This is a genomic window from Streptococcus oralis subsp. oralis (assembly GCF_002096445.1).
In the GTDB taxonomy this organism is placed as follows: domain Bacteria; phylum Bacillota; class Bacilli; order Lactobacillales; family Streptococcaceae; genus Streptococcus; species Streptococcus oralis_N.
On record NZ_NCUK01000012.1, the window covers coordinates 117307 to 143575 of the forward strand.

Consider the following 26269-nt stretch of genomic DNA (forward strand, 5'->3'; position numbering starts at 1 on the left):
AGAGTAAGAATAAAAATCCCTGTCATTAACAAATGGCAGGGATTTTGATTAGAAGAATGTCAGGATGCGAAGGTAGTCAACTGTCAGCGCGAGCTCTGCAATGAAGAAGGGTAAGAGAATAGCACCATCAAGTAAGACAGCTAGTAAGAATCGATAAAATGGGTCAAGGCTACTGGTCTTACTTGGCTTGCTAATCACAAAGAGATTTCCAAGGGCAATGATGGCCAGGCTTAGAAGAGTGAGGATACCAGCAAATCGTAAGCCACCAAAGAGTGCAAAGAAACTTGCTAGAGCCGTTAGGACAAGTGGAATAGCAAAGAGTCGGCTATACCGATCGAAGGCTTCTTGGAATGTGAAGTCGCTCTCCTGATCCAGCACACGTCGGACAGTAAAGCCTCCCAGAATGATGGAAAAGTAAAATAGAGCGCTAGCGACCAAGATGGAGAGTCCAGCAAAGAGATTTAAAGGAGGGAGCTGGTTAGGTAAACTATTGGCAATAGATGCCATATAGCCGTAGTAGAGGTGCTTGATATGATAGATACTAAAGAAAAGATTAATCGAAGACAGCAAGGTGAGCAGGGCAAAGACACTGTAACGATGCTTTTGGTCCGTATTCTTGCTGGCAGTTGGTTCTTGGATAGCATCCAGCAACCAAGTCCAAAATAGTGCGATTTCTTCTTTGAACCGGGCTGTTTTACGAGGGTCAATATCTGGGATATAGGGGCTTTCTAAAGCCTTGCTGAGGATGCTTTTCTCTTTTGCAGGGTTTTCTTGCTTGTGCTCCTCTTCAGCTTTCCCTTGTCCCTCTTCCTTGGTTTGGGCTTCTTCAATCATTTCGGGAGTTTCCTCCTCATGCCTTTCCGACTCTTTAGGTGAGACAGATGTTTCTTGGCTTACTTGTAGTTCGGTCTCCACAGTTTCTGAAGTCTCAGGCTCGTTGGGCTGGATTTCTGATTTTGTCTGAGGTGATTTCTTCTCAAGATCGGCACTTTCAAACCATTCTTGTGTCATGGTGGAACCTCCTTTTTTATGGTCGTTTTCTATCTTTAGACTAGCAGATGAAAGCGTTTTTGTCAATGATTTCTAGATGGAGAAGAGTGCTCTTCTTTAGGTAGGTAGATATCCTGGTTGGCTTTTGCAATGAGCAGGTCCTTGACATCTGCTTTGTCTGTCTTGTAGGGGTTGGCAAGTTCATTCTCTTTTTGTCCACGATGTTCTTCTTTAGGTTTATGATAGATACCACCATGCTGAGAAGAAAGATCTAGATTGATACGGTCAGTCTCTTTCTGGGAGAGAATGAGGTTTAGAGTGGAATGGGCCTCTAGCTCAACCTTGCCGTGGACCTTGATATTCTCAGCATAGATGTGTTCCCTTTCCGTCTTGACCTGGCTATCTGTAAATTCGGTATCAAAGATATTGATGATATGAGGTGTCGTTAGTGTACTATTCTTGATAGAGCTTTCTGTTATTCTTAAGAGATAGCCTTTTGTTTTGATTGTCGCATTTTCAAGATTGGCTTGACGAATATTGGTTTGTCCACGATTGGCTGAGACGGTGATAGCTTGCATCCTTCTTCCTTTAGGGAGGGAGAGAATGACTTCGTCAAAACGGTGAGAATAATTGCTGGCAATACGAAGTAGGCCTTCGATTCCTGAACCTAGAAAGCGATGTTGGGAGGCTTGTTTGTCAGTGACGCTTAGTGTTTTGTCACTCATGCCAGTAGTCAGATCGTGACGACCAGACACGGACGGATGATAGGTGATGTGGATTTTGTCATCTACAGACTCTGTGATGGTTAGGCTATGTTCCTCAAGAGCTAGCTCAAGTTTTTCCACTTCATTTCCAAAGGTCACTTCTTCGATACGATTGTCATAGACGGGATCTTTTGACATGGCAAGTAAACTTTGAATACCATTGGACTGCGCGCCTACAATGATCATGATAAAACCGAGGATTGTAGAAACCACACCAAAGATGAGAAATCCTTTTGTCAATTTACGCATGTCTGTCACCTCTCTTTCCTTTTTTAAGAATCCATTGTGCCAAGCGGACGATTAGGAGGCCAAAGAAACGAGCTACATAGGAGATACCCAGTAGAACAAGAGAAGAAGCACCGATAGAAAGCAAACCGGCCCCAAAAATCAAGATAAAGGCAGATTTGGCTTCGACTAGGACGCTAAAGCTCTCTACGATAAAGAGTCCACCTAGCAGGATACCCGTCACAGAGACGGTAAAGAAGGCTAAAATGACGGAGACGGCTGCGATAATAATACCGATGATGGCCATGAGGATGCCGATCCCGACCGGAATTCCGATAGGAGCTACTAGCAGGGCCAGGAGGGCAATGTGTAGCAGTTGACGGTCATTCTTTTGAGCAGGGGCTTCATTGACTTTTTTATCGAGAAGATCAGAGAGGATATCATGGGCAGCTTCTTTTGGAGTGCCTAGACTGGCAATGAGTTCCTCTTCGCCCTCTGAACCTGCATCGTCAAATAGTTCCTTAAAGTAGTCCATGGCTTCGATGCGGTCAGCTTCAGGCAGTTTATTGAGATAGGTTTCTAACTGAGTCAGATAGTCAGTTCTTGTCATGGCGGATACTCCCTTCTATGATGCCGTTGACGGTGTCGGTATAGAGCGTCCACTCTTCCTTTAGAGTAACGAGCTGCTCTACGCCCCGATTGGTCAAGGAGTAGTATTTGCGCATACGCCCCTGAAACTCTCTAGAGTAGGTGGTCAGAAAGCCACTGGCTTCCAATTTTTTGAGAATGGGATAGAGCGTAGATTCTTTGATATTGGCGATGAGCTTAATGGTTTGACTAATCTCATAACCATAAGAATCCCCCTGCTCCAGTACAGCCAAGATGAGAAACTCAATCAAGGCAGAGGATGTTGGGAAGTACATGGGAAACCTCCTTTATATTATATAAAAATTTTATATATACTCTTTTCAAATATATTGTATCTCAAGTTGAAAGCCCTGTCAAGAAATATGTGTAAAAATTTTACATATAAAAAAACTCCTAGTAAAAACTAGAAGTTTAGAGGATTTTTTCAGCCCGATCCACCATAAAGAGTGAGATAGTCATGATGATATCGATGGCTAGAAGAGCAAGGACAGCTGGGATCCAAGATTGGAAAAGTTCAAAACTGTAACCAAACAAGGTAGGACCAAAAGCTGCTAAGATGTAGCCTCCAGTTTGCGCTAGTCCTGATAGCTGAGCTGTCTTTTCAGGAGAACTGGTTTTAAGAGAAAAGCAAACCATGAGGTAGGGGAAGAGGGCACTGCAGGCCGTTCCAATCAAGAGATGGACGACTAACCAGTAGAGGAAATTATTGGCTGGATACAAGAGCATGGCAATTCCCATCATACCAGCGATAGAGATAATTGCCAGCATGATTCGACGGTAACCATCTGATAGACGAGTCGTCAGACTTGGAACAGTCATGGAAAAAGGAATGCTGATCAGTGAGAAGATAGAAGCAAGGAGAGCCACATCACTATTAGAAATACCAGCACTAACCGCCATAGTTGGCAACCAGGTCATACTTGTATAAAAAAGCAAGGACTGAAGCCCGCCAAAGATAATGATAGCCCAGACATCTTTACTTTTTAGAATATTCTCTTTGACTTGCTTTTCTTTTTGGCTTTCTAGGTGGTGGTTGTGGTGATGATTTGGTAACCAGACTAGCAGAGTGACCAGACAGAGAAAGCTGAGAACGAGGATGAGTCCCTTCCAAGAACTAGCTTGGGTGATAGGGACCGAAAGATAAGAAGCGATGGCTGTCGAAATTCCCATGGCAGTGACATAGAGAGTTGTTAGGAAACTAATCTTTTGAGGCTGATTTGCCTGGATCATACTTGGGAGGAGTACATTGAAGATCGCAATGCTTGCTCCCACAATTAGGGTCCCTAGATAGAGAAGGGGAAGATTGAAAATCCGAATGACAGAGCCAACAGTTAAGAGGAGAAGACAGTAAGTAAAGAGATGTTCCAACCCGATTTTTTGTGCCAAGCGGCTCGCAAAAGCAGAGAAAAGAGCAAACATCAAGAGAGGGAGACTGGTTAAAATTCCAAGAGAGCTGACCTCCACTCCTAGTCCCTGAGCGATATCTCCTAAAATGGTTGGAAGAGCAGTAAAAGGAGAGCGTAAAACAGTCCCGATTAAGACAATTCCTAGAACAAAAAAGAGTGATTGTTTTTTCATAAAAACCTCGATAGGATGATTTTAATAACAGCTTATTTTAAGGTTTTTTCCTTATAATGTCAAGTAATGACAGCCAAGACAGGTCAATCAATGAAAGTGAAAATAAAGTGAAAAGGGACGGATTTCTTTACTAGAATTTTCCTTGATTTGATATAAAAATAGGAAACTAGGAGAATTTGTGATAAAATAGTGGAAGGAAATCTATACATTGGAGAAAAACTGTGCCTGAAAAGCAAAAAATCAGCGTCTTGATGTCGGTCTATGTAAAGGAAAATCCGACGTTTTTAAGAGATGCTATCAAAAGTGTTCAAAACCAGACCTTGAAACCGAGCGAACTTGTTCTTGTTGAGGACGGGCCGCTCACACCCGACCTCTATCAGGTGCTAGATGAAGTGGAAGCTCAGTCAGACATTCCAGTTAAACGGTGCCCCTTAGAAGAAAATCAAGGTTTAGGCTTGGCTCTTCGATACGGTGTTTTACAGTGCCAGTATGACATTATTGCCCGCATGGATACGGATGATTTAGCCGTTCCGGATCGTTTTGAGAAACAGCTTCAGCTAATGGAGAAAGAAGATCTCGATCTCTTAGGCGGGCATATCGCGGAGTTCATTGACAATCCAGATGAGATTGTATCTTATCGTCGTGTCCCAACACAACATGCAGACATTGTGGCTTATCAGAGAATGAGAAGCGCCTTTAACCATATGACAGTCATGTTCAAAAAGGACATGGTCCTCAAGGCGGGTAACTATGAAGATGGCCTTTACATGGAGGATGACCTCCTTTGGCTCAATATGATTGCTGCAGGTGCCAAGACTGGGAACTTGGATCAAATCTTGTGTAAGGTTCGTGTTGGTGCAGGGATGTTTGAGCGTCGAGGTGGCTTGCGTTACCTTAAACTCTATCGTCAAGCTCGCCAACGGATGCTTGAGCGAGGGCAAATTTCTTACATGGAATATGCTAAAAGTGTAGCCATTCAGGCAATTGTTGCACTTTGTCCAGGCTTTGTACGTCAGTTTATCTTCGTCAAACTTTTAAGAAAGAGAAAGTAAGCCCCGATAGACTGAATGATTCAGGTTATCATAACAACAGTATCATCTGACTCTTTTAAGGGGGAGTAAATTCCTATGAATAAAAAACTAACAGATTACGTGATTGATCTGGTTGAAATTTTAAATAAACAGCAAAAACAAGTGTTTTGGGGGATATTCGATATTCTGAGTATGGTGGTTTCCATCATCGTATCTTATATCTTGTTTTATGGCCTTATAAATCCTGCGCCTGTGGATTATGTAATCTACACTCTTTTAGCCTTCCTCCTCTATCAAATCATGATTGCTTTTTGGGGGCTGAATGCTAGTATCAGTCGTTATAGCAAGATTACAGATTTTATGAAAATCTTTTTCGGAGTGATGCTCAGCAGTGTTCTTTCTTATGGGATCTGCTATGCCTTCCTTCCATTGTTTTCTATCCGTTTCATCGTACTCTTCATTTTGTTGAGTACCTTCCTCATCTTGCTTCCTCGTATCACTTGGCAGTTGATTTATTCCAAACGTAAAAAAGGTAGTGGAGATGGAGAGCATCGTCGGACCTTCTTGATTGGTGCTGGTGATGGTGGTGCCCTCTTTATGAACAGCTATCAACATCCAACTAGCGACCTTGAGCTAGTGGGGATATTGGATAACGATGAAAAGAAAAAGGGACAAAAACTAGGTGGCATCCCAGTTCTGGGCTCCTATGACAATCTGCCTGAATTGGCTAAACGTCACCAAATCGAGCGTGTCATCGTAGCCATCCCTTCGCTTGATCCCTCAGAGTACGAACGCATCTTACAGATGTGTAATAAACTAGGCGTCAAATGTTACAAGATGCCTAAGGTTGAGACAGTCGTTCAAGGACTCCATCAACCAGGTAGTGGTTTCCAAAAAATTGATATCACAGACCTTTTGGGCCGTCAGGAAATTCGTCTCGACGAATCGCGTCTGGGTACTGAGATTACAGGCAAGACCATCTTGGTGACAGGAGCTGGTGGTTCGATTGGTTCAGAGATTTGTCGTCAGGTTAGCCGCTTCAATCCAGAACGTATCATCTTGCTTGGGCATGGCGAAAATTCTATCTACCTCGTTTATCATGAATTGATTCGTACGTTCCAAGGGATTGATTATGTTCCTGTCATTGCAGATATTCAGGACTATGACCGTCTCTTGCAGGTGTTTGAGCAGTACAAACCAGCCATTGTCTACCATGCTGCTGCCCACAAGCACGTTCCGATGATGGAACGCAATCCAAAAGAAGCCTTCAAGAACAATATCCTCGGGACTTACAATGTTGCCAAGGCTGTTGATGAGGCCAAAGTACCTAAGATGGTCATGATTTCGACTGACAAGGCGGTCAATCCACCGAATGTTATGGGTGCAACTAAGCGCGTGGCAGAATTGATTGTCACTGGCTTTAACCAACGTAGCAAATCAACCTACTGTGCAGTTCGTTTTGGGAATGTTCTTGGTAGTCGTGGTAGCGTGATTCCTGTCTTTGAACGTCAGATTGCTGAAGGTGGTCCGGTAACGGTGACAGACTTCCGTATGACACGTTACTTCATGACCATTCCAGAGGCCAGTCGTCTGGTCATCCATGCTGGCGCTTATGCCAAGGACGGAGAAGTCTTTATCCTCGATATGGGCAAACCAGTTAAGATTTATGACTTGGCTAAGAAAATGGTCCTTCTAAGCGGACACACAGAAAGTGAAATTCCAATCGTTGAAGTTGGGATTCGACCAGGGGAAAAACTCTATGAAGAACTCTTGGTTTCGACCGAATTGGTTGATAACCAAGTCATGGACAAGATTTTCGTTGGTAAGGTAAATGTCATGCCTCTAGAAGCCATCAATCAAAAAATAGAGGAGTTCCGTTCACTCAGCGGAGATGAGCTCAAAGAAGCGATCATTTCTTTTGCGAATGAGACAACTCATGCTGAGTAAGAGTGTTCATCTACCTTCATAATGAAACAACTATCGCCAGTTTTCTGAGGAAATCAGAAAGCTGGTTTTTATAAATAGAGAGTAGAGGACGTCGGATATTTCAAAGGTTTAATAAGCGCAACTATTCAAGGGACGATGTTATGTGATCTATCAGGAGAGTGATTTCAGACAATCTAAAAACTACCTCTATTTTTAGCTGGTAACATAACTTTGCGAAATAAGTATTAAAGTCAAAAGGAGATTTTTGTATGCTGAGTGCTATTAGGAGTTTTTTCAAAGGCTATGCAAATTTTTCTGGTCGTTCCACACGTCCAGAATTTTGGTGGGTTTGGCTGCTAAATATGGTAATTTTCTTGCCCGCCTACTACTCGCTATTCACGGGATTAGAATCTGATAAAGCCATCAGGAATATTGCGGTCTTCAGTATGTGTATTATTTTGTTTATAGTAGAGTTTGTTCCTCTACTAGCACTGATAGTACGTCGCTTACGAGATGTGGGTATCCATTGGGCCTATATCTTTATTGTATTTGTTCCTTTGGGTGCAGTAACACTGCTCGTTATGCTCGCTATGCCAAGTCAACGATTTGGAGAAAAAGTGATAAAAAATAGTGACAAAAATAAAGAAAATAAGGAAGACTCTCAGTTTGAAGACATGGTACGAAAATATTAGGATATTTTTAGTCTAGTTAAAAACGGCTGAGTCGTTTCCCAGCAAATAATCGCTTATAGTAGCAACCTATACAAAAAAATACTCCTTAACCTAGTTCACTAGTGTTAGGAGTATTTTTGTATGGTTAGAGCTGGCTAATGATATCATCAATGGTACGGGCAATCCAGTCAGGTTGATAGCTGAGTAAATCAGCCTCTTCTCCAAATCCCCAAGTAACAGCGAACTTTTTAATACCAGTTTCTTGGGCTCCGATCATATCAAACTTGGTGTCGCCAATGATGAGAACTTGGTCTGCAGGCAGTTGATGCGTCTGCAAGGCGTAACGGATGACATCCGCCTTGTGCGGCGTTTCAGGACTAGAGCCGTAAATGCCATCAAAGAAATGATGGATTCCCAGATTTTTAGTCATATCCTGGGCAATCGGAGTATTCTTTGTTGTAGTGATATAGAGAGGGTAGTTTTGAGAGAGTTCTTGGAGCAATTCCGTCATTCGGGGGAAAAGCTCTGCTTCGTGGATACCTTTTCTCTTGTAGTAAGAACGGTAGATTTGAACAGCTTCTGAGATTTGCTCCTTGGGAAGACACGTTGCAAAACTACTTTCAAGTGGAGGTCCCATAAAACCACGAATGGTTTTGGCATCAGGGCTTGGAACTCCTAGCTCTTTAAAGGTATGGGTAAAGGCATTGTGGATCCCGAGGGAACTGTCAACCAGGGTTCCGTCTAGATCAAAAAAGATAGCTGAGATAGAGGGCATAGTTTCTCCTAATAGATATAGATAAGCTTATTCTCCGAAGATTTCTTTTTGTAGGCGACGACCAGTAGGTGTGGCGGCGAGTCCACCCTCAGCCGTTTCACGAAAGGCAGTTGGGAGGCTTGATCCGACCTGATACATGGCATCGATGACTTCGTCAACAGGGATCTTAGACTCGATACCTGCCAAGGCCATATCAGCCGCGATAAAGGCAAAGCTAGCTCCCATGGCATTGCGTTTGACACAAGGAACTTCAACCAAACCAGCAACAGGGTCACAGATGAGACCTAGCATATTTTTAATGACAAAGGCAATGGCTTGGCTAGCCTGATAGGGGCTTCCACCTGCAGCCAAGGTCAAGGCTGCGGCACTCATGGCAGAGGCAGATCCGACTTCGGCCTGACAGCCACCTTCAGCACCTGAGATAGAAGCGTTGTTTGCGATAACTAGTCCAAAGGCACCAGCAGCAAAGAGGAAATCCAGCTGTTCTTCGTGGCTAAGGTCTAATTTTTGGATAGCAGCAGTGAGAACGGCTGGCAAACAACCAGCACTTCCTGCGGTTGGGGTGGCACAGACCAAGCCCATTTTAGCGTTGTGTTCGTTGACCGCGATGGCATTTCGGGCAGCTGATAGAATGGTAAAGTCCGACAAGGCCTTGCCACTTTTGAGATGGCGATCTAGTTTGGCCGCGTCTCCACCCGTTAAGCCACTACGGGATTTATTTTCACTGAGGCCGAGCTCGACAGAGGCTTTCATGACTTCTAGATTGCGTTCCATGAGGAGGAGAACTTCTGCACGTTCCCGACCAGTTAGTTGATATTCTGTCGCAATCATGAGTTCTGCGACATTTCCTTGGAAGTCTAGATCCGCCTGCTCGACCAATTCTTTGATAGAATAAAACATGTTTCCTCCTACTTAAAGAAATTGACATTGTGGAGATGAGGGATTTTTCGGATTTCTTCAATCGCCTCTTCGCAACTTCGACTATCGACTTCGATAATCATAATGGCTTTTTCTCCAGCTTTTTCTCGAGTCACATTCATCTGAGCGATATTGATATCAAAACGAGAGAGGGCTTCTGTGACATGGGCAATCATACCTGGAACATCCTGATGCACGATGATGATGGTCGGTGTGTTCATGTTGAGAGAGACAGCAAAGCCGTTAAGTTCCGTAACTTGGATATTTCCTCCACCGATGGAAATTCCTGTCACACTGATGGACTTGTATTCATTTTTCACAGTAATTTTAGTGGTGTTAGGATGAGGAGCATTGCTGTCTTTCTGAATGGTCCAGACAATCTTGATACCGCGTTTATGGGCAATCTCTAGGCTATTTGGAATGTCGGGATCGTCCGTATCCATACCTAATATACCAGCGACGAGAGCGAGGTCAGTTCCATGACCACGGTAGGTTTTGGCAAATGAGTTAAATAATTGGAATTCGACTTCTGTCGGCGTATCATCAAAGATGGAAGAGACGATTTTCCCGATGCGAACAGCTCCAGCAGTATGGCTACTTGATGGGCCAATCATAACTGGTCCGATAATGTCAAAGACAGATTGAAAACGAAGTGAGTGCATCTGTTTCCCCTTACAAAGATTCTTATATCTATTATATCAAAGAATGGACCTCTGCGCTTATTTCCCTTATCAAAAGCTTAAAATGATTAAAGATAGTATAAAATAAGGTCTTTTGTGACAAAAACCTACTTAAAACGGTAAATATAAAACATTTTTGTAATATTTCTACATAAAACCGTCAAGAAATGGTAACATTCGAGGAGTAAAATAGTATCATAGATGAAAAGGAGAATTTTTAGATATGACATTAACAACTAAAAAAATTAAAACAACTATCGCAGGAGTAGCAGCTTTGCTTGCTTTCTTTGCTCCATCACTTGCATCTGCCCAAGAAACTGTAACTTACACAGTTAAATCAGGTGATACTCTTTCAGAAATCGCTGAGAAGTACAACACAACTGTTGAAAAATTGGCAGCAAAAAACAACATCAAAGATATTCATCTTATCTATGTTGACCAAGTTTTGGTTATCGAAGGAACAGCTCCATCGACAGCAACTGCAACCGCTGCAGCTTCAGCAACAACTTATGAAGCCCCAGCAACTGCGGAAGAAATTGCAGAAGAAGCAACTGAAGCAACTGAAACAACAACTTATGAAGCCCCAGCTGCACCTGCAGCTCCAGCAGCAGAAAGCAACACTGCAGCAGCTTCTACTGTAAGTGGTTCTGAAGCAGAAGCCAAAGAATGGATCGCTCAAAAAGAATCAGGTGGTAGCTACACTGCTACAAACGGACGTTACATCGGACGTTACCAATTGACAGATTCATACTTGAACGGTGACTACTCAGCTGAAAACCAAGAACGTGTAGCAGATGCCTACGTTGCAGGACGTTACGGTTCATGGACAGCTGCCAAGAACTTCTGGCTTAACAACGGTTGGTATTAAGAATAAAAGAGTCCTTTAGGGCTCTTTTTTTGTTTGTCTATAACAAAAAGTGTAACGAGCTTCTCAGCAATGCTCTATTTGTATAATTTCGACAAAATTCTTCAAATTGTTTTAAAACTCAAATAGTATAAATAAGCTTATTATGTGTAAAAATATATCATATAATAAGCTTTTTCTTTATTTAAATGAAATAAAATACAGTTTTTTCTTGACAAACGAGAATGAGAAGAGTATTATTTATACAATAATAAAGTATAAAAATAAAAGGAGGCTCTTCTATGAATAAAGTAAAGAAGGTGTTGATGACGATGTTTGGTTTGCTTATGTTTCCCTTATTATTTGCTTGTAGTAACACTCAATCCCAAGGTGTTGAAGCCATTAAGGCTAAAGGAAAATTGGTGGTGGCCCTAAATCCAGAGTTTGCTCCATTTGAATATCAAAAATTGGTTGATGGGAAAAATCAGATTGTAGGTTCAGATGTTGAACTAGCCAAAGCCATCGCAAAGGAACTAGGTGTAGAAGTGGAGTTCTCTCCAATGAGTTTTGATAATGTACTGGCTAGTCTTGATTCAGGTAAGGCCGATCTTGCCATATCAGGTGTTTCTAAAACAGAAGAGAGAAGTCAAGTTTACGACTTTTCAATTCCCTACTACACTTCGAAAAATAAGGTTATCGTAAGAAAATCTGAATTAACGAATTACCAATCAGTCAAGGATTTGGCCCAGAAAAAGGTGGGAGCGCAGAAAGGTTCTATCCAGGAAACTCTGGCCAAAGAAACCTTGCAGGATTCTTCTCTCGTTTCACTTCCTAAAAATGGAAATTTGATAACAGATTTGAAATCAGGGCAACTGGATGCGGTTATCTTTGAGGAACCAGTGGCGAAAGGATTTGTAGAGAATAATTCAGACCTAGCCATCGCTGAGATTGATTTTGACAATGATAAAGAAGATTCCTACGCTGTTGCGATGAAAAAAGACAGTAAAGAATTAAAAGAAGCGGTTGACAAAACCATCCAGAAATTGAAGGATTCTGGGGAGTTGGACAAATTGATTGACGATGCTTTTAAAGCCTCTATCGAAAAATAGAAAGAAGGAAGAGGAATGAGTAAGGAAAAAGTTATTTTAGCCTATTCAGGTGGATTGGATACATCAGTTGCTATTACATGGTTAAAAAAAGACTATGATGTAATCGCTGTTTGTATGGATGTGGGTGAAGGAAAAGATTTGGAGTTCATCCACGATAAAGCTCTCAAGGTTGGGGCTGTTGAGTCTTATGTCATTGATGTTAAGGAAGAATTTGCTAATGACTATGTTTTAGTGGCCCTTCAGGCTCATGCTTACTATGAACAGAAGTATCCCTTGGTATCTGCTCTGAGTCGCCCTCTTATTTCAAAAAAACTCGTTGAAATAGCTCATCAGACGGGGGCAACCACAATTGCCCATGGTTGTACAGGCAAGGGAAACGACCAAGTTCGGTTTGAAGTCTCTATTGCAGCTTTGGATCCCAATTTAAAGGTAGTTGCGCCTGTTCGTGAGTGGAAATGGTCTCGTGAAGAAGAAATCCAATATGCCAAAGAAAATGGCGTCCCAGTTCCTGCTGACCTTGACAATCCTTACTCTGTCGATCAAAATCTTTGGGGACGTGCAAATGAATGTGGTGTTTTGGAAAACCCTTGGAATCAAGCGCCAGAAGAAGCATTTGGAATCACATCTTCTCCAGAAGAGGCGCCAGACAGTCCAGAATTTATTGACATTGAGTTTAGCTGCGGGGTGCCCATCTCCCTCAATGGTGAGAAGATGAAAGTGGCGGCTTTGATTCAAAAGCTCAATGAAATTGCGGGCAAACACGGTGTCGGTCGTATTGACCATGTGGAAAATCGCCTAGTCGGTATTAAGTCAAGAGAGATTTATGAGTGCCCAGGTGCTGTGACTTTATTGGCAGCTCATAAGGAGATTGAAGACTTGACTCTTGTGAGAGAAGTGGCTCATTTCAAACCTATTATCGAAAATGAGTTGTCCAATCTCATCTATAATGCCCTGTGGTTTAGCCCAGCAACTCAGGCTTTGATTGCCTATATCAAGGAGACACAGAAAGTTGTCAATGGAACTGCAAAAGTTAAACTTTATAAGGGGAACGCCCAGGTAGTGGCTCGGAAATCACCAAATTCTCTTTACGATGAAAATTTGGCGACTTATACCAGTGCGGATACCTTTGACCAAGATGCGGCTGTTGGATTTATCAAGCTTTGGGGGCTTCCGACTAAGGTTTATTCAGAAGTTCAGAAAAATGCTGAGTAGTGACACGATAGAAAGGGACGACAGGATATGTCGAAAAATACAAAATTATGGGGTGGTCGATTTGAAGGCACTGTGGAAGAGTGGGTAGAACAGTTCGGTGCGAGTATTTCCTTTGACCACCAGCTGGCAAAATTTGATTTGATGGGTTCCCTAGCTCATGTTCAAATGCTAGGACAGACTGGCATTTTGAGCTTGGAAGAGGCAGAGCAGATCCAAGATGGTCTGAAAGCTTTGTTGCGAGATTTAGAGGCAGGGGAGCTTCATTTTGATATTGCAAATGAAGATATTCATATGAATATGGAAGTGTTGCTGACAGAGAAAATCGGTCCTCTGGCTGGGAAACTACACACGGCTCGTTCTCGGAATGACCAAGTCGCAACGGATATGCACTTATATCTAAAGGAGCAGCTTGGCCATGTCTTGGATAAGTTGGCGAATCTGAATAGTGTTTTGCTGGATTTGGCTGAAAAACATGTGGAAACCATCATGCCAGGCTATACTCATTTGCAGCACGCCCAACCGATTAGTTTTGCCCACCATCTCATGGCTTATTACAATATGTTTCAAAGGGACAGCGAGCGTTTTGCATTTAACCTGAAACATACGGACCTATCTCCACTGGGTGCGGCTGCTTTGGCGGGGACAACTTTTCCAATCGATCGTCAATTATCGAGTGATTTATTGGGTTTCCAACAACCCTATACCAATTCCTTGGACGCAGTGAGTGACCGTGATTTTATCTTGGAATTTCTGTCAAATGCCAGCATTTTGATGATGCATATGAGTCGTTTTTGTGAGGAAATCATCAATTGGTGCAGTTTTGAGTATCAGTACATTAGCTTGTCTGATAGCTTTTCAACGGGTTCGTCTATCATGCCCCAGAAGAAAAATCCTGATATGGCTGAATTAATTCGAGGGAAGACAGGACGGGTTTACGGGCACTTACTCGGACTATTGACCGTCATGAAGTCTTTGCCTCTGGCCTATAATAAGGATTTGCAAGAAGACAAGGAAGGCATGTTTGATACAGTAGAAACGATTTTAAATTCTCTGGATGTGCTGGCAGGTATGCTATCGAGCATGCAGGTTAATCAGGCCAAAATGCAGCAGTCCACAGAGAATGATTTTTCGAATGCGACCGAACTGGCAGATTATTTGGCAGAAAAAGGTCTTCCCTTTAGAGAAGCGCATGAAATAGTAGGGAAATTGGTTCTAGACTCTATCAAGCATGGTAAAAATATCCAAGATTGGGATTTGGAGGAGTTGCAAGTCTACCATCCCTTGATTGAAGAGGATATTTATATCTACTTGCGTCCAGAAACCGCTGTTCAGAGACGGAATTCCTTAGGAGGAACTGGCTTTGAGCAAGTAAAATACCAGATAGAACAAGTGAAAAAAGAACTTAAAGGGGGAAATTGATTCATTTGCAAAGGAAGAAAGAGAGGTTGAGATGATTTATCAGCCTCTTTCTTGTCTTCTCCAACCAAGCGTGTTATAATGAATACTGCTCAAGCGACCTTCAATCGTTAAAGCACACACGACCTTCAATCGTGAACTAGTCATTTCGTTTATCTTTTATTACGTCGTTAACTCGAAATGAGATGCAAGCTGAGCTTGTCTGATTTATAACCTCAATCAGTCTCCCAGACTGATTGAGCGAACTCGAGTTATGACTGCGACTCGTTGCCTATCATATTTTCATTTTAAGATGATAGGCTAAAATGGTCTCCCAGACCATTTTACTCCTAAAAGCAAACGAAAAGACTATACTCAAAGAAATTCTATTGAAAGTCATAGTAAATAGAATTTTGAGGGGTATAAATAAACGAATAGATGGGAGACTTACCATGAGTGATAACTCTAAAACACGTGTTGTTGTGGGGATGAGTGGTGGTGTTGATTCGTCGGTGACGGCTCTCTTGCTCAAGGAGCAGGGCTACGATGTGATCGGTATCTTCATGAAGAACTGGGATGACACAGACGAAAACGGCGTCTGTACGGCGACCGAAGATTACAAGGATGTGGCTGCGGTGGCAGACCAGATTGGCATTCCTTACTACTCTGTCAATTTTGAAAAAGAGTATTGGGACCGCGTTTTTGAGTATTTCCTAGCGGAATACCGTGCAGGGCGCACGCCAAATCCAGATGTTATGTGCAATAAGGAGATCAAGTTCAAGGCCTTTTTGGACTATGCCATGACCTTGGGTGCAGACTATGTAGCGACTGGGCATTATGCTCGAGTGGCGCGTGATGAGGATGGCATCGTTCACATGCTTCGTGGCGTGGACAATGGCAAGGACCAGACCTATTTCCTCAGTCAACTTTCGCAAGAACAACTCCAAAAAACCATGTTCCCATTGGGACATTTGGAAAAGCCTGAAGTTCGCAGACTAGCAGAAGAAGCTGGACTTGCGACTGCCAAGAAGAAAGATTCGACAGGGATTTGCTTTATCGGAGAAAAGAACTTTAAAAACTTTCTCAGCAACTATCTGCCAGCTCAGTCTGGTCGCATGATGACTGTGGATGGACGCGATATGGGTGAGCATGCTGGTCTGATGTATTATACGATTGGTCAGCGTGGCGGACTCGGTATCGGTGGGCAACACGGCGGTGACAATGCTCCTTGGTTCGTTGTTGGAAAAGACCTAAGCAAGAACATCCTCTATGTCGGACAAGGATTCTACCATGATTCGCTCATGTCAACAAGCCTAGAAGCTAGTCAAGTCCACTTTACTCGTGACATGCCAGAGGAATTTACGCTAGAATGTACAGCTAAATTCCGCTACCGTCAGCCTGATTCTAAGGTGACAGTACATGTCAAAGGAGATAAGGCAGAAGTTATCTTTGCGGAACCGCAACGCGCCATCACACCAGGACAGGCAGTTGTCTTTTACGATGGCGAAGAGTGTCTCGGTGGTGGTTTGATTGACAATGCCTACCGCGATGGACAAGTTTGTCAGTACATTTAGATTGACAAATTTTCTCAATTTGCTACAATAATAAAAGCAATAGAAATGATGGTCAAAGCTCATGGATGTTGCAGGCTTTTTTGTCCTGCACTTCTTTGGAGTTTTGACTGTTTTTGTGTCGTTTAAGGGAAAGGATAAAAATGGCTCAACAAGACTTTCGGACAAAAGTGGAAAATACTGTTTTTGGTGTTCGGGCGACAGCCTTGATTCTCCAAAATGGCAAGCTCCTAGTTACCAAAGATAAGGGCAAGTATTACACTATTGGTGGTGCGATCCAAGTCAATGAAAGCACGGAAGAAGCGGTAGTCCGTGAGGTGAAGGAAGAACTAGGTGTCAAAGCTCAAGCTGGGCAGCTAGCTTTCGTGGTTGAAAATCGTTTTGAACAGGACGGTGTTTCCTATCACAACATCGAGTTTCATTATCTAGTTGATCTACTGGAGGACGCTCCTTTAACCATGCAGGAAGATGAGAAAAAGCAACCCTGTGAGTGGATTGACTTGGATAAACTTGAGGAGTTCCAGCTAGTTCCAGCCTTTTTAAAAACAGCCCTGCCGGATTGGGACGGTCAATTAAGACACATTCATCTTGAGAAATAGGAGAGAAAATGACTTATAATTTTACGGAAGAATACGATATTATTGTAATCGGTGCGGGGCATGCAGGGGTGGAAGCATCCCTAGCTGCAAGCCGTATGGGATGCAAGGTTTTGCTTGCGACTATTAACATTGAAATGCTGGCTTTCATGCCATGTAATCCTTCTATCGGTGGTTCTGCCAAGGGGATTGTTGTGCGTGAAGTCGATGCCCTTGGTGGCGAGATGGCTAAAACCATTGACAAGACTTACATCCAGATGAAGATGCTCAACACAGGGAAGGGACCAGCTGTCCGTGCTCTTCGTGCGCAGGCTGACAAGGAGCTTTACTCTAAGGAGATGCGCAAGACAGTTGAAAATCAAGAAAATTTGACCCTTCGTCAAACCATGATTGATGAGATTTTGGTGGAAGATGGTGAGGTGGTCGGTGTTCGTACAGCGACCCATCAAGAGTATGCTGCCAAGGCTGTTATCGTGACGACAGGGACTGCACTCCGTGGGGAAATCATCATCGGAGACCTCAAGTACTCATCAGGACCTAACCACAGCCTAGCTTCGATTAACCTAGCTGATAACCTCAAGGAATTGGGCCTCGAAATCGGTCGTTTCAAGACAGGAACGCCTCCACGTGTCAAGGCTTCTTCTATCAACTACGATGTGACAGAGATTCAGCCAGGAGATGAAGCGCCAAATCACTTCTCTTATACTTCACGTGATGAGGACTATGTTAAGGATCAAGTGCCATGCTGGTTGACCTACACCAATGGTACCAGTCATGAGATTATCCAAAACAACCTCCACCGTGCGCCTATGTTTACAGGTGTGGTCAAGGGAGTGGGACCTCGTTACTGTCCGTCAATTGAGGACAAGATTGTGCGCTTTGCGGACAAGGAACGTCATCAACTTTTCCTTGAGCCAGAAGGGCGCAATACAGAGGAAGTCTACGTCCAAGGACTTTCAACCAGTCTGCCTGAGGACGTCCAGCGTGAGTTGGTTCATTCCATCAAAGGGTTGGAAAATGCAGAGATGATGCGAACAGGTTATGCTATTGAGTATGACATGGTCTTGCCTCATCAGTTGCGTGCGACTTTGGAAACCAAGAAAATCTCAGGTCTCTTCACTGCCGGTCAGACAAATGGAACGTCAGGTTACGAAGAAGCTGCTGGCCAAGGGATTATCGCGGGTATCAATGCGGCTCTGAAAATCCAAGGCAAGCCTGAATTGATTTTGAAGCGCAGTGACGGCTATATCGGGGTGATGATTGACGACTTGGTGACCAAGGGTACCATTGAACCCTACCGTCTCTTGACCAGTCGTGCTGAATACCGTCTCATCCTCCGTCATGACAATGCCGATATGCGTTTGACCGAGATGGGTCGAGAGATTGGCCTTGTGGATGATGAACGCTGGGCTCGTTTTGAAATCAAGAAAAATCAATTTGACAATGAGATGAAGCGCCTAGACAGTATCAAACTCAAGCCAGTCAAAGAAACCAATGCTAAGGTTGAGGAAATGGGCTTCAAGCCGTTGACAGATGCGGTGACAGCCAAAGAATTCCTTCGCCGTCCAGAAGTTTCTTACAAAGATGTGGTAGCTTTCATAGGGCCAGCTGCCGAGGACTTGGATGACAAGATTATCGAATTGATTGAAACAGAAATCAAGTACGAAGGCTATATTTCCAAAGCTATGGACCAGGTTGCCAAGATGAAACGCATGGAAGAAAAACGAATTCCAGCCAATATTGATTGGGATGACATTGATTCTATCGCAACAGAAGCTCGCCAGAAGTTCAAACTCATCAATCCAGAAACCATCGGCCAAGCCAGCCGTATTTCGGGAGTTAACCCAGCAGATATTTCTATTTTGATGGTGTATCTGGAAGGTAAAAATCGTAGTATTTCTAAAAATCAAGAAAAGAAAGCATAGAAAAAACAGCTCCGAAGACGGGGCTGTTTTGTTGATTTATTCTTCTTCATCTGGTGTGAGGATCATCGGGATGATGATTGGTTCACGTTCTGTATTTTCATAGAGGAAAGGACGAATGGCGTTGACAATAGCACCATTGACGGATTGTATGCTGGCGTCCTTATTTTTTAATGCGATACGAATAGCATTGAAGAGGATGCGCTGGCTTTGGCGAATCAAGTCACCAGATTCTCTCATGTAGACAAAGCCTCGGCTGAGGATATCAGGCCCAGACAAGATCATTTTAGACTTGAAGTCAACAGTTGCGACTGCTAGAACGACACCATCTTCAGATAGATCACGACGGTCTTTGAGGACAGCAGCGCCGATTTCACCGATACGATTTCCATCAACATAGATGTCTTGGGCATTGAAGTGACCTGCGATACGAGCTGAGTTAGCAGTAAGGGCAAGGACATCACCATTGCTCATGATAAAGATATTGTCCTTTTCAACACCAGTATCCACCGCTAGTCCAGCGTGGACTTTCTGCATGCGGTATTCACCGTGGACAGGCATGAAGTATTTCGGCTTGATCAAACGGAGCATGAGTTTTTGCTCTTGCTGACCACCGTGTCCAGAGGTGTGGATATTGTTAATCTTACCGTGGATGACTTCGACACCAGCTTCTGAGATAATGTTAATCAGCTTGTTGACGCTAGTGGTATTTCCAGGGATAGGACTTGAAGAGAAGATAACGGTATCGCCGGGTTGGAGTTGCACCTGACGGTGGGTTCCGTTAGCGATACGAGAGAGGGCAGCCATAGGCTCACCTTGACTACCTGTACAGAGGATAAGAACCTCGCCTGCAGGATAGTCTTTGATTTCATTTGGCTCGATAAAGGTTCCCTTAGGAGCTTTGATGTAGCCAAGCTCGATTCCGTTGACAATGGCCTTTTCCATAGAACGACCAAAGACAGCAATCTTGCGTCCAGTCTTAACTGCAGCATCCGTTGCTTGCTGGAGACGGAAGATATTTGAGGCAAAGGATGCGAAGATGATGCGTCCTTCAATGCCTTGGATAATCTTCATGATGGACTGACCAACGACCTTTTCAGAGTTGGTAAAGGTTGGCACTTCTGCATTTGTCGAGTCAGAGAGGAGGCAGAGCACACCCTCTTCACCAAGGGCTGCCATCCGGTGCAAGTCTGCAGGTTCCCCAACTGGTGTAAAGTCGAACTTGAAGTCACCCGTACAGACGATTTTTCCTTGCGGGGTATGAATGACAATTCCCAAAGGCTCTGGAATAGAGTGAGTGGTTCTAAAGAAAGTTGCCTTGAGATTTTTAAAGGTCAACTCAGTGTTGTGGTTGATTTCGTAAAGTTTGGCGTTGCGCAAGAGGCCGTGTTCTTCAAGTTTTCCACGGATCAAAGCCAGGGCAAGTGGACCAGCGTAGATAGGGACATTTGCTTGCTTGAGCAGGAAAGGAATCCCACCAATGTGGTCCTCGTGTCCGTGTGTAATCAAAACAGCCTTGACGCGGTCGATATTGTCCACGATGTAAGAGTAATCAGGAATGACATAGTCGATACCCAGCAAGTCATCTTCTGGGAATTTAATCCCAGCATCGACGATGATAATCTCGTCTTGGTATTCAATTCCGTAAGTGTTTTTCCCGATTTCTCCCAGACCACCGATGGCAAAAACGCCGACTTCTTCAGGTTTAAGAGTGTAGGCCATATTAGAACTCCGTAATCTCGAAAGCGCCAGTTTCTTTTTCGTAATCTAGCAATTTGTCAGACAAGAGTTCAATAAATTCGATGTTGTACTCTGGGCGGTTTTCTTCGACAAGTTGGCGAGCAGCGATACGGCCCTCAAGTTCTGAGTTGGCATCGATGTCTAGGTAAAGTGAGCGTGTTGTTTCACGACGTGGGCTACGTTCTTTTGTTTCTTGATAAAAAACTTTGTAAATCATATAGTTCCTTTCTATTTACAGGTCAGCTTATTCCAAACTTTTAGCAGAGATTTGCTTGATTTCATTCCATTTTGTGTCTAGATTGACCTTGATTCGTTACAATTATTTCAATTATACCACAAAATGAAAAATTAGTAAAAGACGGAAATGGAGAAAGTCGGGAGGGAAAGGAGGAGCTAAAAGATAGGTAGGATTTGGTCGGAGAGCACTTAGGTGTTATAATTAAAGGGGGAATCTAAAGAGATAGTAGATTTAAGGAAGAATACAGTTTTAGTTTCATTAATCGTTGGTGTAGATGGTTGGGGCAGAATGATATCTTTGAAAAAAGAAAAAGCTCTTGAGAAATCTCAAGAGCAAATAAAAAGGCTGAGACAAAACTCGGGGATTTTCCTGGAGCAGTCCAGATGGCAGCACCTCTACCTGAAGCGAATGCATCGCAACCTTTGAATGACTTGTCACCAAATCAAACTCGATCTCAGCCTTTACTTAATTCTATCATCTATGAGGCTAAGAAGTCAATCTATAAGTATAACGATGTAGAAATAGCAAGATGGAGTGGAGTGCTTACTGAACAGGCAAGGAAAAGCCCTTAATTTAAGAGTAAGCAAAAAGAGAGGACCAATGGTAGTCAGGGGTCTTTACAGCTCAAAGCTGAGGGCAGTCCCACACCCGTACCAGAAGTTGGTACCTTTGAACGCTCTGTTACCAGTCGCCCTATGTTATCCTCTCGATATTTATACTTTACTATAACTCACTGAGGGAATCAACTTTAAAAGCATCAAAAAGCTCCTGACCGAAGTCAAGAGCAGTCAAACACTGGGGGCGAATTGTTCAATCGCAATTTCAGTTCTTTAGAAACCAAAGTTTCAGGGATAGCACTGCAACCCGAAGAGTCAACGACTCAACCTGATTTTCCAACCAGTGTTGAATTACATTTTAACATTGATAGACCAACATTGTCAACAGTTTATATAAAAATAGGAATACCAAAAGGAGGATTAAGAATGTTTAGTTTGTTTGAATTTGCAGTAGGGGTTCGCCTCTTGATGTTTGTAGTCTTTGTAGCTTGTGTCTATGGGGGGAATGCCCTGTTTGTGCATCTGGAACACCGCAAAACAAAGTTCCTTTGGAAGCTTGCTTTTGTGACGCTCTATTCAATTTTTCTCCTCCTGGTCGCCTATGTTGTCTGGCTCGTTTTCTACTTTGGTTTAAATGCCTAAAGTCAATTATTCCTCTAGATATACAGAGAATCCACCTCGTCTTTAGATGGGATGGACTTTTTCTATTTTTAGTTGATATCTTTATTTTTACGACGATGTTCTTTCGTATCAAAAATCGAGTTGAAACATAAATGCCTGATCCAAATTTTTTACAAAGAACTTTTCAATTTCCTTGTTCACTTTTCTATTCAAAAAAGCTACAACTTTTTTGAATTTTTTGTGCAGAATTGCTTGTTTAAGTGGCAGGCACTTTTGTTTGTAAATAAAGAAAATTCCCATGCGCTGGCTTTTGTAGTATAATAGTAAACAGACAAAAAGATAGGAATGTGTTATGAAAGTATTAGCTTTTGATACGTCCAGCAAGGCTCTTTCTCTAGCCATTTTAGAGGACAAGCAGGTTCTTGCCGAGACGACGATTAATATCAAGAAGAATCACAGTATTACCCTCATGCCAGCCATCGATTTTTTGATGGCAAGTTTGGATTGGACACCCAAGGATTTGGATCGAATCGTGGTAGCTGAAGGACCAGGTAGCTACACAGGTTTGCGAATCGCGGTAGCAACTGCCAAGACTTTGGCTCATACCCTGAACATTGAGTTAGTTGGGATGTCTAGCCTCTTGGCTCTGGTGCCACGCCAACAAGAAGGCTTACTTGTTCCCCTGATGGATGCGCGTCGTAACAATGTTTATGCAGGATTTTATGAAAATGCCAAACCTGTCATGCCAGAAGCACACCTGTCCTTTGCGGAAGTGCTAGAAAAAGTCACGGATGCTGAACAGGTGACCTTTGTTGGAGAAGTTGGAGCCTTTGTGGAGCAGATCCAAGAACAGCTACCACAAGCTAGTTACCAAGAGACCTTGCCAAATGCAGCTAATCTAGCTCTTTGGGCATGGGACAAGGAAGCAGACTCCTTGCACGACTTTGTACCAAACTACCTCAAACGTGTTGAAGCTGAGGAAAATTGGCTCAAGAACCATACCGAGTCTGGTGAGTCCTACATTAAACGCCTATGATAGAGATCAAACGAATTCAAAGACAGCCTGACCTGGCTCAAGCTATTTACGCTGTCATGGCAGCTGTTTATCCAGTCAATCCGTGGACGTTGGAACAAATCCAAGCAGACCTGTCCCAAGATCAAACTTGGTACGCTCTAGCTTATGATGGGGCAGAAGTGATTGGCTTTCTAGCTGTTCAGGAGAATCTCTTTGAAGCAGAAGTCTTGCAGATTGCTGTCAAAAAAGCCTATCAGGGTCAGGGAATTGCGTCAGCCTTGTTTGCAACATTACCAGTAGACAAGGAGATTTTCCTCGAAGTTAGAAAGTCAAACCAACGAGCGCAAGCATTTTACAAGAAAGAAAAGATGGCGGTTATCGCTGAGCGAAAGGCCTACTACCATGACCCAGTCGAGGACGCCATCATCATGAAGAGAGAAATAGATGAAGGATAGATATATTTTAGCATTTGAGACATCCTGTGATGAGACCAGTGTCGCCGTACTGAAAAACGATGATGAGCTCTTGTCCAATGTCATTGCGAGTCAAATTGAGAGTCACAAACGTTTTGGGGGCGTAGTGCCAGAAGTGGCTAGCCGTCACCATGTCGAGGTTATTACAGCCTGCATCGAGGAAGCACTGGCAGAAGCAGGAATTACCGAAGAGGATGTAACAGCTGTGGCGGTTACCTACGGACCAGGCTTGGTCGGAGCACTGCTAGTTGGTTTGTCAGCTGCCAAGGCCTTTGCTTGGGCTCATGGACTTCCGCTGATCCCCGTGAATCACATGGCTGGTCACCTCATGGCGGCTCAGAGCGTTGAGCCTTTGGAGTTTCCCTTGCTAGCTCTCTTGGTTAGCGGTGGGCACACGGAGTTGGTCTATGTTTCTGAGGCTGGGGATTATAAGATTGTTGGGGAAACGCGGGATGATGCAGTTGGTGAGGCCTATGATAAGGTCGGCCGTGTCATGGGATTGACCTATCCAGCAGGTCGCGAGATTGATGAGCTAGCTCATCAGGGACAGGATATTTATGACTTTCCTCGTGCTATGATTAAGGAAGATAACCTGGAGTTTTCATTCTCAGGTTTGAAGTCTGCCTTTATCAATCTTCTCCACAATGCCGAGCAAAAGGGAGAAAGCTTGTCCAAGGAAGACCTGTCAGCGTCCTTCCAAGCAGCAGTCATGGACATTCTTATGGCCAAAACCAAGAAAGCCATAGAAAAATACCCTGTTAAAACCCTAGTCGTAGCCGGTGGTGTGGCCGCCAATAAAGGCCTCAGAGAACGTCTGGCAGCTGAAATCACAGATGTCAAGGTCATCATCCCACCTCTACGCCTTTGCGGAGACAATGCAGGTATGATTGCCTATGCCAGCGTCAGCGAGTGGAATAAAGAAAACTTTGCAGGCTTGGACCTCAACGCCAAACCAAGCCTCGCCTTTGATACTATGGAATAAAGAGTCAGCTTGAAGCTGGCTTTTTTACTACGGAAAATGTCAGAATATTTTGACAAAGCTGTAAAAATGATGATATAATATGTAAAAATTAGGAGGTGGTCAGATGATTGAGAGAATGGAATTGGGAGAATTTTACAAGGAATTGCGGCTGGCGAGAAAGCTCAAGCAGTCAGATGTGGCTTGTGAGGGTCTGACAGCATCCCAGCTATCCAAGTTTGAACTGGGACAGTCTATGCTGTCTGCGGATAAACTGATACTAGCTATCCAAGGGATAAATGTGACTTTCGATGAGTTTGGACACAAGCTTAATAACTATCAAGAATCCCCACATATGCGAATCGGTCGAAAGGTTGTAAATCGTTTTGCCCATCAAGATATAGCGGGTTTAGAGCAACTGTTGGAGGAAGTCAAACAAGAACAGATGGCGCAGACCTATCGTCGTTTAAACGCTATTGTAATCAAAGATGCCATCCATTCCTTAGATAAAAACTATCCGCTAGAAGAGGAGGATAGCGAGCTTTTAACTACTTACCTCTATGCTATCGAGTCTTGGACCTGGTTTGAACTCTATATTTTTTGCAATACCATGCCCTTCTTGAGCAACCAAGATCTAATCTTTTTATCAACCTCTTTACTTGAAAAATCCAAGGAATTTAAAGAGTTAGTACACAATCGATTGTATATGAAACAAGGGCTGTTAAATATCATCTCAGAGCTCATGGAGCGCAAACTTTTTTCTTATATCCCAATCTTTGAAGCCGAGCTGGAGAGTATGCTCCGTCCATACGATGTTTTTGAGAAATTATTGTGGCAGTTTTTAAAGAAGATGAGCATTTTCCTTAAAACCAAGGGAAGTAATCAAAAAGAGATTGAAGACTTTATCCAATCTCTACAAATATTAGAGAATCCTCAATTAACAGCTCTTTTTGAACTACGCTTACAGCAATATAAAGACCTTATCGATTAACAAACAATCGCAAAAATGAAATTTCTATAAGAAAAAATGTCAAATATGCGATTTTCTAAAATGTGATGATTTCCGTGTTATACTATCCTTATTTCATAGTATAGGAGAAAATAGAATGAAAAAGATAATCTCACGCTACTACTTTATTATAGCCGTTTTACTTGTCATTGCTGACCAGTTCTTCATTCGTTTGCTTTTACATAGCGATCTAGCTGCTGGTCTATCCGACTTTGCCTATTATTTGTCGGATATGCTGTTAAATTTTCTTGTGGTTCTGCTTGCTATTATTGTTATGGTTTGGTCAGGGAAATGGCAGAAAATTAACAGTCGAAAATTTAGAGGTTCCTATCTTTTTTATTCCTTTTTAGCTCTTCTTGCTTTTGTTATTTGGAATTTCATCACATTTTATCTTTTCCCATCTACCAAAAATGAAATTGCTTATCAACTGGATGTCCCTACTTTTACAGGAGCTACAGCATTTTTGATGTATTTTTTCTATCCTGTGATTGCAGGTCCCATTTTTGAAGAGATGATTTATCGTGGATTGGTGATGACCGCTCTGGAAAAAGGGAAGAAGTGGGGACTGGATGTGCTCGGTTCGGCTGCTTTGTTTGGAATCTTGCACATTAGTAACCACGGTTGGATTTTGACAGACTTTTTCTCATATATGGGTGGCGGTCTCATATTTGCAGTCTTGTTTAGAGTGACAAAGTCCATTTATTGGCCTATTGGACTGCATATAGTTTACAATGGCATTGGTCAAATTTTACCGTTGCTGTAATTTTAGGTGCTCAGCAATATCGGTCTATCCTTGGGGAAAA

General features: G+C 43.0%; 26 protein-coding genes. 16 read left to right on the forward strand and 10 right to left on the reverse strand.

Translation table 11 applies throughout. The features are described from left to right. Positions 1–48 precede the first annotated feature (48 nt). The 5 genes from B7721_RS01775 to B7721_RS01795 form a co-directional block, all read right to left on the reverse strand. Positions 49–1011 carry a DUF6574 domain-containing protein gene (locus B7721_RS01775; RefSeq protein ID WP_084877228.1) on the reverse strand — a complete coding sequence of 321 codons (963 nt, stop codon included), beginning with the start codon at positions 1009–1011 and terminating at the stop codon, positions 49–51. Positions 1012–1073: 62 nt separating this feature from the next. Beyond that, positions 1074–2003 (reverse strand): DUF4097 family beta strand repeat-containing protein, encoded by a 930-nt coding sequence (locus B7721_RS01780; RefSeq protein WP_084877229.1) that lies wholly within the window; start codon positions 2001–2003, stop codon positions 1074–1076. Further along, the gene (locus B7721_RS01785) at positions 1996–2589 is read right to left on the reverse strand and encodes a DUF1700 domain-containing protein (protein WP_084877231.1); all 594 of its coding nucleotides are present in this window, start codon (positions 2587–2589) and stop codon (positions 1996–1998) included. Before B7721_RS01785 ends, B7721_RS01780 begins: the two co-directional genes overlap by 8 nt. Next, complete coding sequence (locus B7721_RS01790) at positions 2576–2902, reverse strand: PadR family transcriptional regulator (RefSeq protein WP_000273860.1); 327 nt, start codon at positions 2900–2902, stop codon at positions 2576–2578. The genes B7721_RS01785 and B7721_RS01790 overlap by 14 nt, the downstream gene beginning before the upstream one ends. Before the next feature lie 136 nt (positions 2903–3038). Further along, a complete protein-coding gene (locus B7721_RS01795) occupies positions 3039–4205 on the reverse strand; it encodes a CynX/NimT family MFS transporter (RefSeq protein ID WP_084877233.1) in 1167 nt (388 codons plus the stop codon). 221 nt (positions 4206–4426) lie between these two features. Between B7721_RS01795 and B7721_RS01800 the strand changes: the two genes are divergently transcribed. The 3 genes from B7721_RS01800 (at position 4427) to B7721_RS01810 (ending at position 7854) form a co-directional block, all read left to right on the forward strand. Then, a complete protein-coding gene (locus B7721_RS01800; protein WP_084877234.1) occupies positions 4427–5257 on the forward strand; it encodes a glycosyltransferase in 831 nt (276 codons plus the stop codon). 75 nt (positions 5258–5332) lie between these two features. Further along, the gene (locus B7721_RS01805; protein ID WP_084877236.1) at positions 5333–7183 is read left to right on the forward strand and encodes a nucleoside-diphosphate sugar epimerase/dehydratase; all 1851 of its coding nucleotides are present in this window, start codon (positions 5333–5335) and stop codon (positions 7181–7183) included. A 248-nt stretch (positions 7184–7431) separates the two neighbouring features. Further along, positions 7432–7854, forward strand: a complete 423-nt coding sequence (locus B7721_RS01810; RefSeq protein ID WP_042767620.1) for a DUF805 domain-containing protein — start codon at positions 7432–7434, stop codon at positions 7852–7854. Positions 7855–7978: 124 nt separating this feature from the next. Here B7721_RS01810 and B7721_RS01815 read toward each other — a convergent pair whose 3' ends face one another. The 3 genes from B7721_RS01815 to sdaAB are packed head-to-tail and all read right to left on the reverse strand — an operon-like array spanning position 7979 to position 10188. Then, positions 7979–8608: an HAD-IA family hydrolase gene (locus tag B7721_RS01815; RefSeq protein WP_084877237.1), complete on the reverse strand. Its 630-nt coding sequence runs from the start codon at positions 8606–8608 to the stop codon at positions 7979–7981. A gap of 27 nt (positions 8609–8635) precedes the next feature. Then, positions 8636–9508, reverse strand: a complete 873-nt coding sequence (gene sdaAA / locus B7721_RS01820; RefSeq protein WP_084877239.1) for an L-serine ammonia-lyase, iron-sulfur-dependent, subunit alpha — start codon at positions 9506–9508, stop codon at positions 8636–8638. Between the two features lie 8 nt (positions 9509–9516). Continuing rightward, positions 9517–10188, reverse strand: a complete 672-nt coding sequence (gene sdaAB, locus B7721_RS01825; protein WP_084877240.1) for an L-serine ammonia-lyase, iron-sulfur-dependent subunit beta — start codon at positions 10186–10188, stop codon at positions 9517–9519. 241 nt (positions 10189–10429) lie between these two features. Here sdaAB and apf point away from each other — a divergent pair, with 241 nt between their 5' ends. The 7 genes from apf (at position 10430) to mnmG (ending at position 18858) form a co-directional block, all read left to right on the forward strand. Beyond that, complete coding sequence (gene apf / locus B7721_RS01830) at positions 10430–11074, forward strand: aggregation-promoting factor (protein ID WP_084877242.1); 645 nt, start codon at positions 10430–10432, stop codon at positions 11072–11074. A gap of 278 nt (positions 11075–11352) precedes the next feature. Next, on the forward strand, positions 11353–12159 hold the full coding sequence (locus B7721_RS01835) for an ABC transporter substrate-binding protein (RefSeq protein WP_049504612.1): 807 nt from the start codon (positions 11353–11355) through the stop codon (positions 12157–12159). 15 nt (positions 12160–12174) lie between these two features. Beyond that, entirely contained in the window at positions 12175–13371 is a 1197-nt protein-coding gene (locus B7721_RS01840) for an argininosuccinate synthase (RefSeq protein ID WP_084877244.1), read from the forward strand. A gap of 27 nt (positions 13372–13398) precedes the next feature. Further along, on the forward strand, positions 13399–14790 hold the full coding sequence (argH, locus tag B7721_RS01845) for an argininosuccinate lyase (protein ID WP_084877245.1): 1392 nt from the start codon (positions 13399–13401) through the stop codon (positions 14788–14790). 428 nt (positions 14791–15218) lie between these two features. Then, a complete protein-coding gene (gene mnmA, locus B7721_RS01850; protein WP_084877247.1) occupies positions 15219–16340 on the forward strand; it encodes a tRNA 2-thiouridine(34) synthase MnmA in 1122 nt (373 codons plus the stop codon). Positions 16341–16480: 140 nt separating this feature from the next. After that, on the forward strand, positions 16481–16936 hold the full coding sequence (locus tag B7721_RS01855) for an NUDIX hydrolase (RefSeq protein ID WP_162283468.1): 456 nt from the start codon (positions 16481–16483) through the stop codon (positions 16934–16936). Between the two features lie 8 nt (positions 16937–16944). Then, positions 16945–18858: a tRNA uridine-5-carboxymethylaminomethyl(34) synthesis enzyme MnmG gene (gene mnmG / locus B7721_RS01860; protein WP_084877250.1), complete on the forward strand. Its 1914-nt coding sequence runs from the start codon at positions 16945–16947 to the stop codon at positions 18856–18858. Positions 18859–18894: 36 nt separating this feature from the next. Here the strand turns inward: mnmG and rnjA are convergent, their stop codons facing one another. Next, positions 18895–20577, reverse strand: a complete 1683-nt coding sequence (gene rnjA / locus B7721_RS01865) for a ribonuclease J1 (RefSeq protein WP_000331969.1) — start codon at positions 20575–20577, stop codon at positions 18895–18897. Position 20578: 1 nt separating this feature from the next. Next, entirely contained in the window at positions 20579–20812 is a 234-nt protein-coding gene (locus B7721_RS01870; protein WP_000639581.1) for a DNA-dependent RNA polymerase subunit epsilon, read from the reverse strand. Positions 20813–21816: 1004 nt separating this feature from the next. Between B7721_RS01870 and B7721_RS01885 the strand changes: the two genes are divergently transcribed. The 6 genes from B7721_RS01885 (at position 21817) to B7721_RS01910 (ending at position 26229) form a co-directional block, all read left to right on the forward strand. Continuing rightward, positions 21817–22032 (forward strand): hypothetical protein, encoded by a 216-nt coding sequence (locus B7721_RS01885; protein ID WP_084877521.1) that lies wholly within the window; start codon positions 21817–21819, stop codon positions 22030–22032. 331 nt (positions 22033–22363) lie between these two features. After that, entirely contained in the window at positions 22364–23047 is a 684-nt protein-coding gene (gene tsaB / locus B7721_RS01890; RefSeq protein ID WP_084877255.1) for a tRNA (adenosine(37)-N6)-threonylcarbamoyltransferase complex dimerization subunit type 1 TsaB, read from the forward strand. Further along, positions 23044–23481: a ribosomal protein S18-alanine N-acetyltransferase gene (gene rimI, locus B7721_RS01895; protein ID WP_084877256.1), complete on the forward strand. Its 438-nt coding sequence runs from the start codon at positions 23044–23046 to the stop codon at positions 23479–23481. Before tsaB ends, rimI begins: the two co-directional genes overlap by 4 nt. Then, on the forward strand, positions 23471–24481 hold the full coding sequence (gene tsaD, locus B7721_RS01900) for a tRNA (adenosine(37)-N6)-threonylcarbamoyltransferase complex transferase subunit TsaD (protein WP_084877258.1): 1011 nt from the start codon (positions 23471–23473) through the stop codon (positions 24479–24481). Before rimI ends, tsaD begins: the two co-directional genes overlap by 11 nt. Positions 24482–24584: 103 nt before the next feature. Next, positions 24585–25448 carry an XRE/MutR family transcriptional regulator gene (locus tag B7721_RS01905; protein WP_084877259.1) on the forward strand — a complete coding sequence of 288 codons (864 nt, stop codon included), beginning with the start codon at positions 24585–24587 and terminating at the stop codon, positions 25446–25448. A 115-nt stretch (positions 25449–25563) separates the two neighbouring features. Beyond that, positions 25564–26229 carry a CPBP family intramembrane glutamic endopeptidase gene (locus tag B7721_RS01910; RefSeq protein WP_084877261.1) on the forward strand — a complete coding sequence of 222 codons (666 nt, stop codon included), beginning with the start codon at positions 25564–25566 and terminating at the stop codon, positions 26227–26229. The last annotated feature ends 40 nt before the right edge of the window (positions 26230–26269 follow it).

Excerpts from the sequence above, each read along its gene's own strand:
- B7721_RS01775 (WP_084877228.1), bottom strand. The coding sequence starts at position 1,011 with ATGACACAAGAATGGTTTGAAAGTGCCGATCTTGAGAAGAAATCACCT.
- B7721_RS01780 (WP_084877229.1), bottom strand. The coding sequence starts at position 2,003 with ATGCGTAAATTGACAAAAGGATTTCTCATCTTTGGTGTGGTTTCTACA.
- B7721_RS01785 (WP_084877231.1), bottom strand. The coding sequence starts at position 2,589 with ATGACAAGAACTGACTATCTGACTCAGTTAGAAACCTATCTCAATAAA.
- B7721_RS01790 (WP_000273860.1), bottom strand. The coding sequence starts at position 2,902 with ATGTACTTCCCAACATCCTCTGCCTTGATTGAGTTTCTCATCTTGGCT.
- B7721_RS01795 (WP_084877233.1), bottom strand. The coding sequence starts at position 4,205 with ATGAAAAAACAATCACTCTTTTTTGTTCTAGGAATTGTCTTAATCGGG.
- B7721_RS01805 (WP_084877236.1), top strand. The coding sequence starts at position 5,333 with ATGAATAAAAAACTAACAGATTACGTGATTGATCTGGTTGAAATTTTA.
- B7721_RS01810 (WP_042767620.1), top strand. The coding sequence starts at position 7,432 with ATGCTGAGTGCTATTAGGAGTTTTTTCAAAGGCTATGCAAATTTTTCT.
- B7721_RS01815 (WP_084877237.1), bottom strand. The coding sequence starts at position 8,608 with ATGCCCTCTATCTCAGCTATCTTTTTTGATCTAGACGGAACCCTGGTT.
- sdaAA (WP_084877239.1), bottom strand. The coding sequence starts at position 9,508 with ATGTTTTATTCTATCAAAGAATTGGTCGAGCAGGCGGATCTAGACTTC.
- sdaAB (WP_084877240.1), bottom strand. The coding sequence starts at position 10,188 with ATGCACTCACTTCGTTTTCAATCTGTCTTTGACATTATCGGACCAGTT.
- apf (WP_084877242.1), top strand. The coding sequence starts at position 10,430 with ATGACATTAACAACTAAAAAAATTAAAACAACTATCGCAGGAGTAGCA.
- B7721_RS01835 (WP_049504612.1), top strand. The coding sequence starts at position 11,353 with ATGAATAAAGTAAAGAAGGTGTTGATGACGATGTTTGGTTTGCTTATG.
- B7721_RS01840 (WP_084877244.1), top strand. The coding sequence starts at position 12,175 with ATGAGTAAGGAAAAAGTTATTTTAGCCTATTCAGGTGGATTGGATACA.
- argH (WP_084877245.1), top strand. The coding sequence starts at position 13,399 with ATGTCGAAAAATACAAAATTATGGGGTGGTCGATTTGAAGGCACTGTG.
- mnmA (WP_084877247.1), top strand. The coding sequence starts at position 15,219 with ATGAGTGATAACTCTAAAACACGTGTTGTTGTGGGGATGAGTGGTGGT.
- B7721_RS01855 (WP_162283468.1), top strand. The coding sequence starts at position 16,481 with ATGGCTCAACAAGACTTTCGGACAAAAGTGGAAAATACTGTTTTTGGT.
- mnmG (WP_084877250.1), top strand. The coding sequence starts at position 16,945 with ATGACTTATAATTTTACGGAAGAATACGATATTATTGTAATCGGTGCG.
- rnjA (WP_000331969.1), bottom strand. The coding sequence starts at position 20,577 with ATGGCCTACACTCTTAAACCTGAAGAAGTCGGCGTTTTTGCCATCGGT.
- B7721_RS01870 (WP_000639581.1), bottom strand. The coding sequence starts at position 20,812 with ATGATTTACAAAGTTTTTTATCAAGAAACAAAAGAACGTAGCCCACGT.
- B7721_RS01885 (WP_084877521.1), top strand. The coding sequence starts at position 21,817 with ATGTTTAGTTTGTTTGAATTTGCAGTAGGGGTTCGCCTCTTGATGTTT.
- tsaB (WP_084877255.1), top strand. The coding sequence starts at position 22,364 with ATGAAAGTATTAGCTTTTGATACGTCCAGCAAGGCTCTTTCTCTAGCC.
- rimI (WP_084877256.1), top strand. The coding sequence starts at position 23,044 with ATGATAGAGATCAAACGAATTCAAAGACAGCCTGACCTGGCTCAAGCT.
- tsaD (WP_084877258.1), top strand. The coding sequence starts at position 23,471 with ATGAAGGATAGATATATTTTAGCATTTGAGACATCCTGTGATGAGACC.
- B7721_RS01905 (WP_084877259.1), top strand. The coding sequence starts at position 24,585 with ATGATTGAGAGAATGGAATTGGGAGAATTTTACAAGGAATTGCGGCTG.
- B7721_RS01910 (WP_084877261.1), top strand. The coding sequence starts at position 25,564 with ATGAAAAAGATAATCTCACGCTACTACTTTATTATAGCCGTTTTACTT.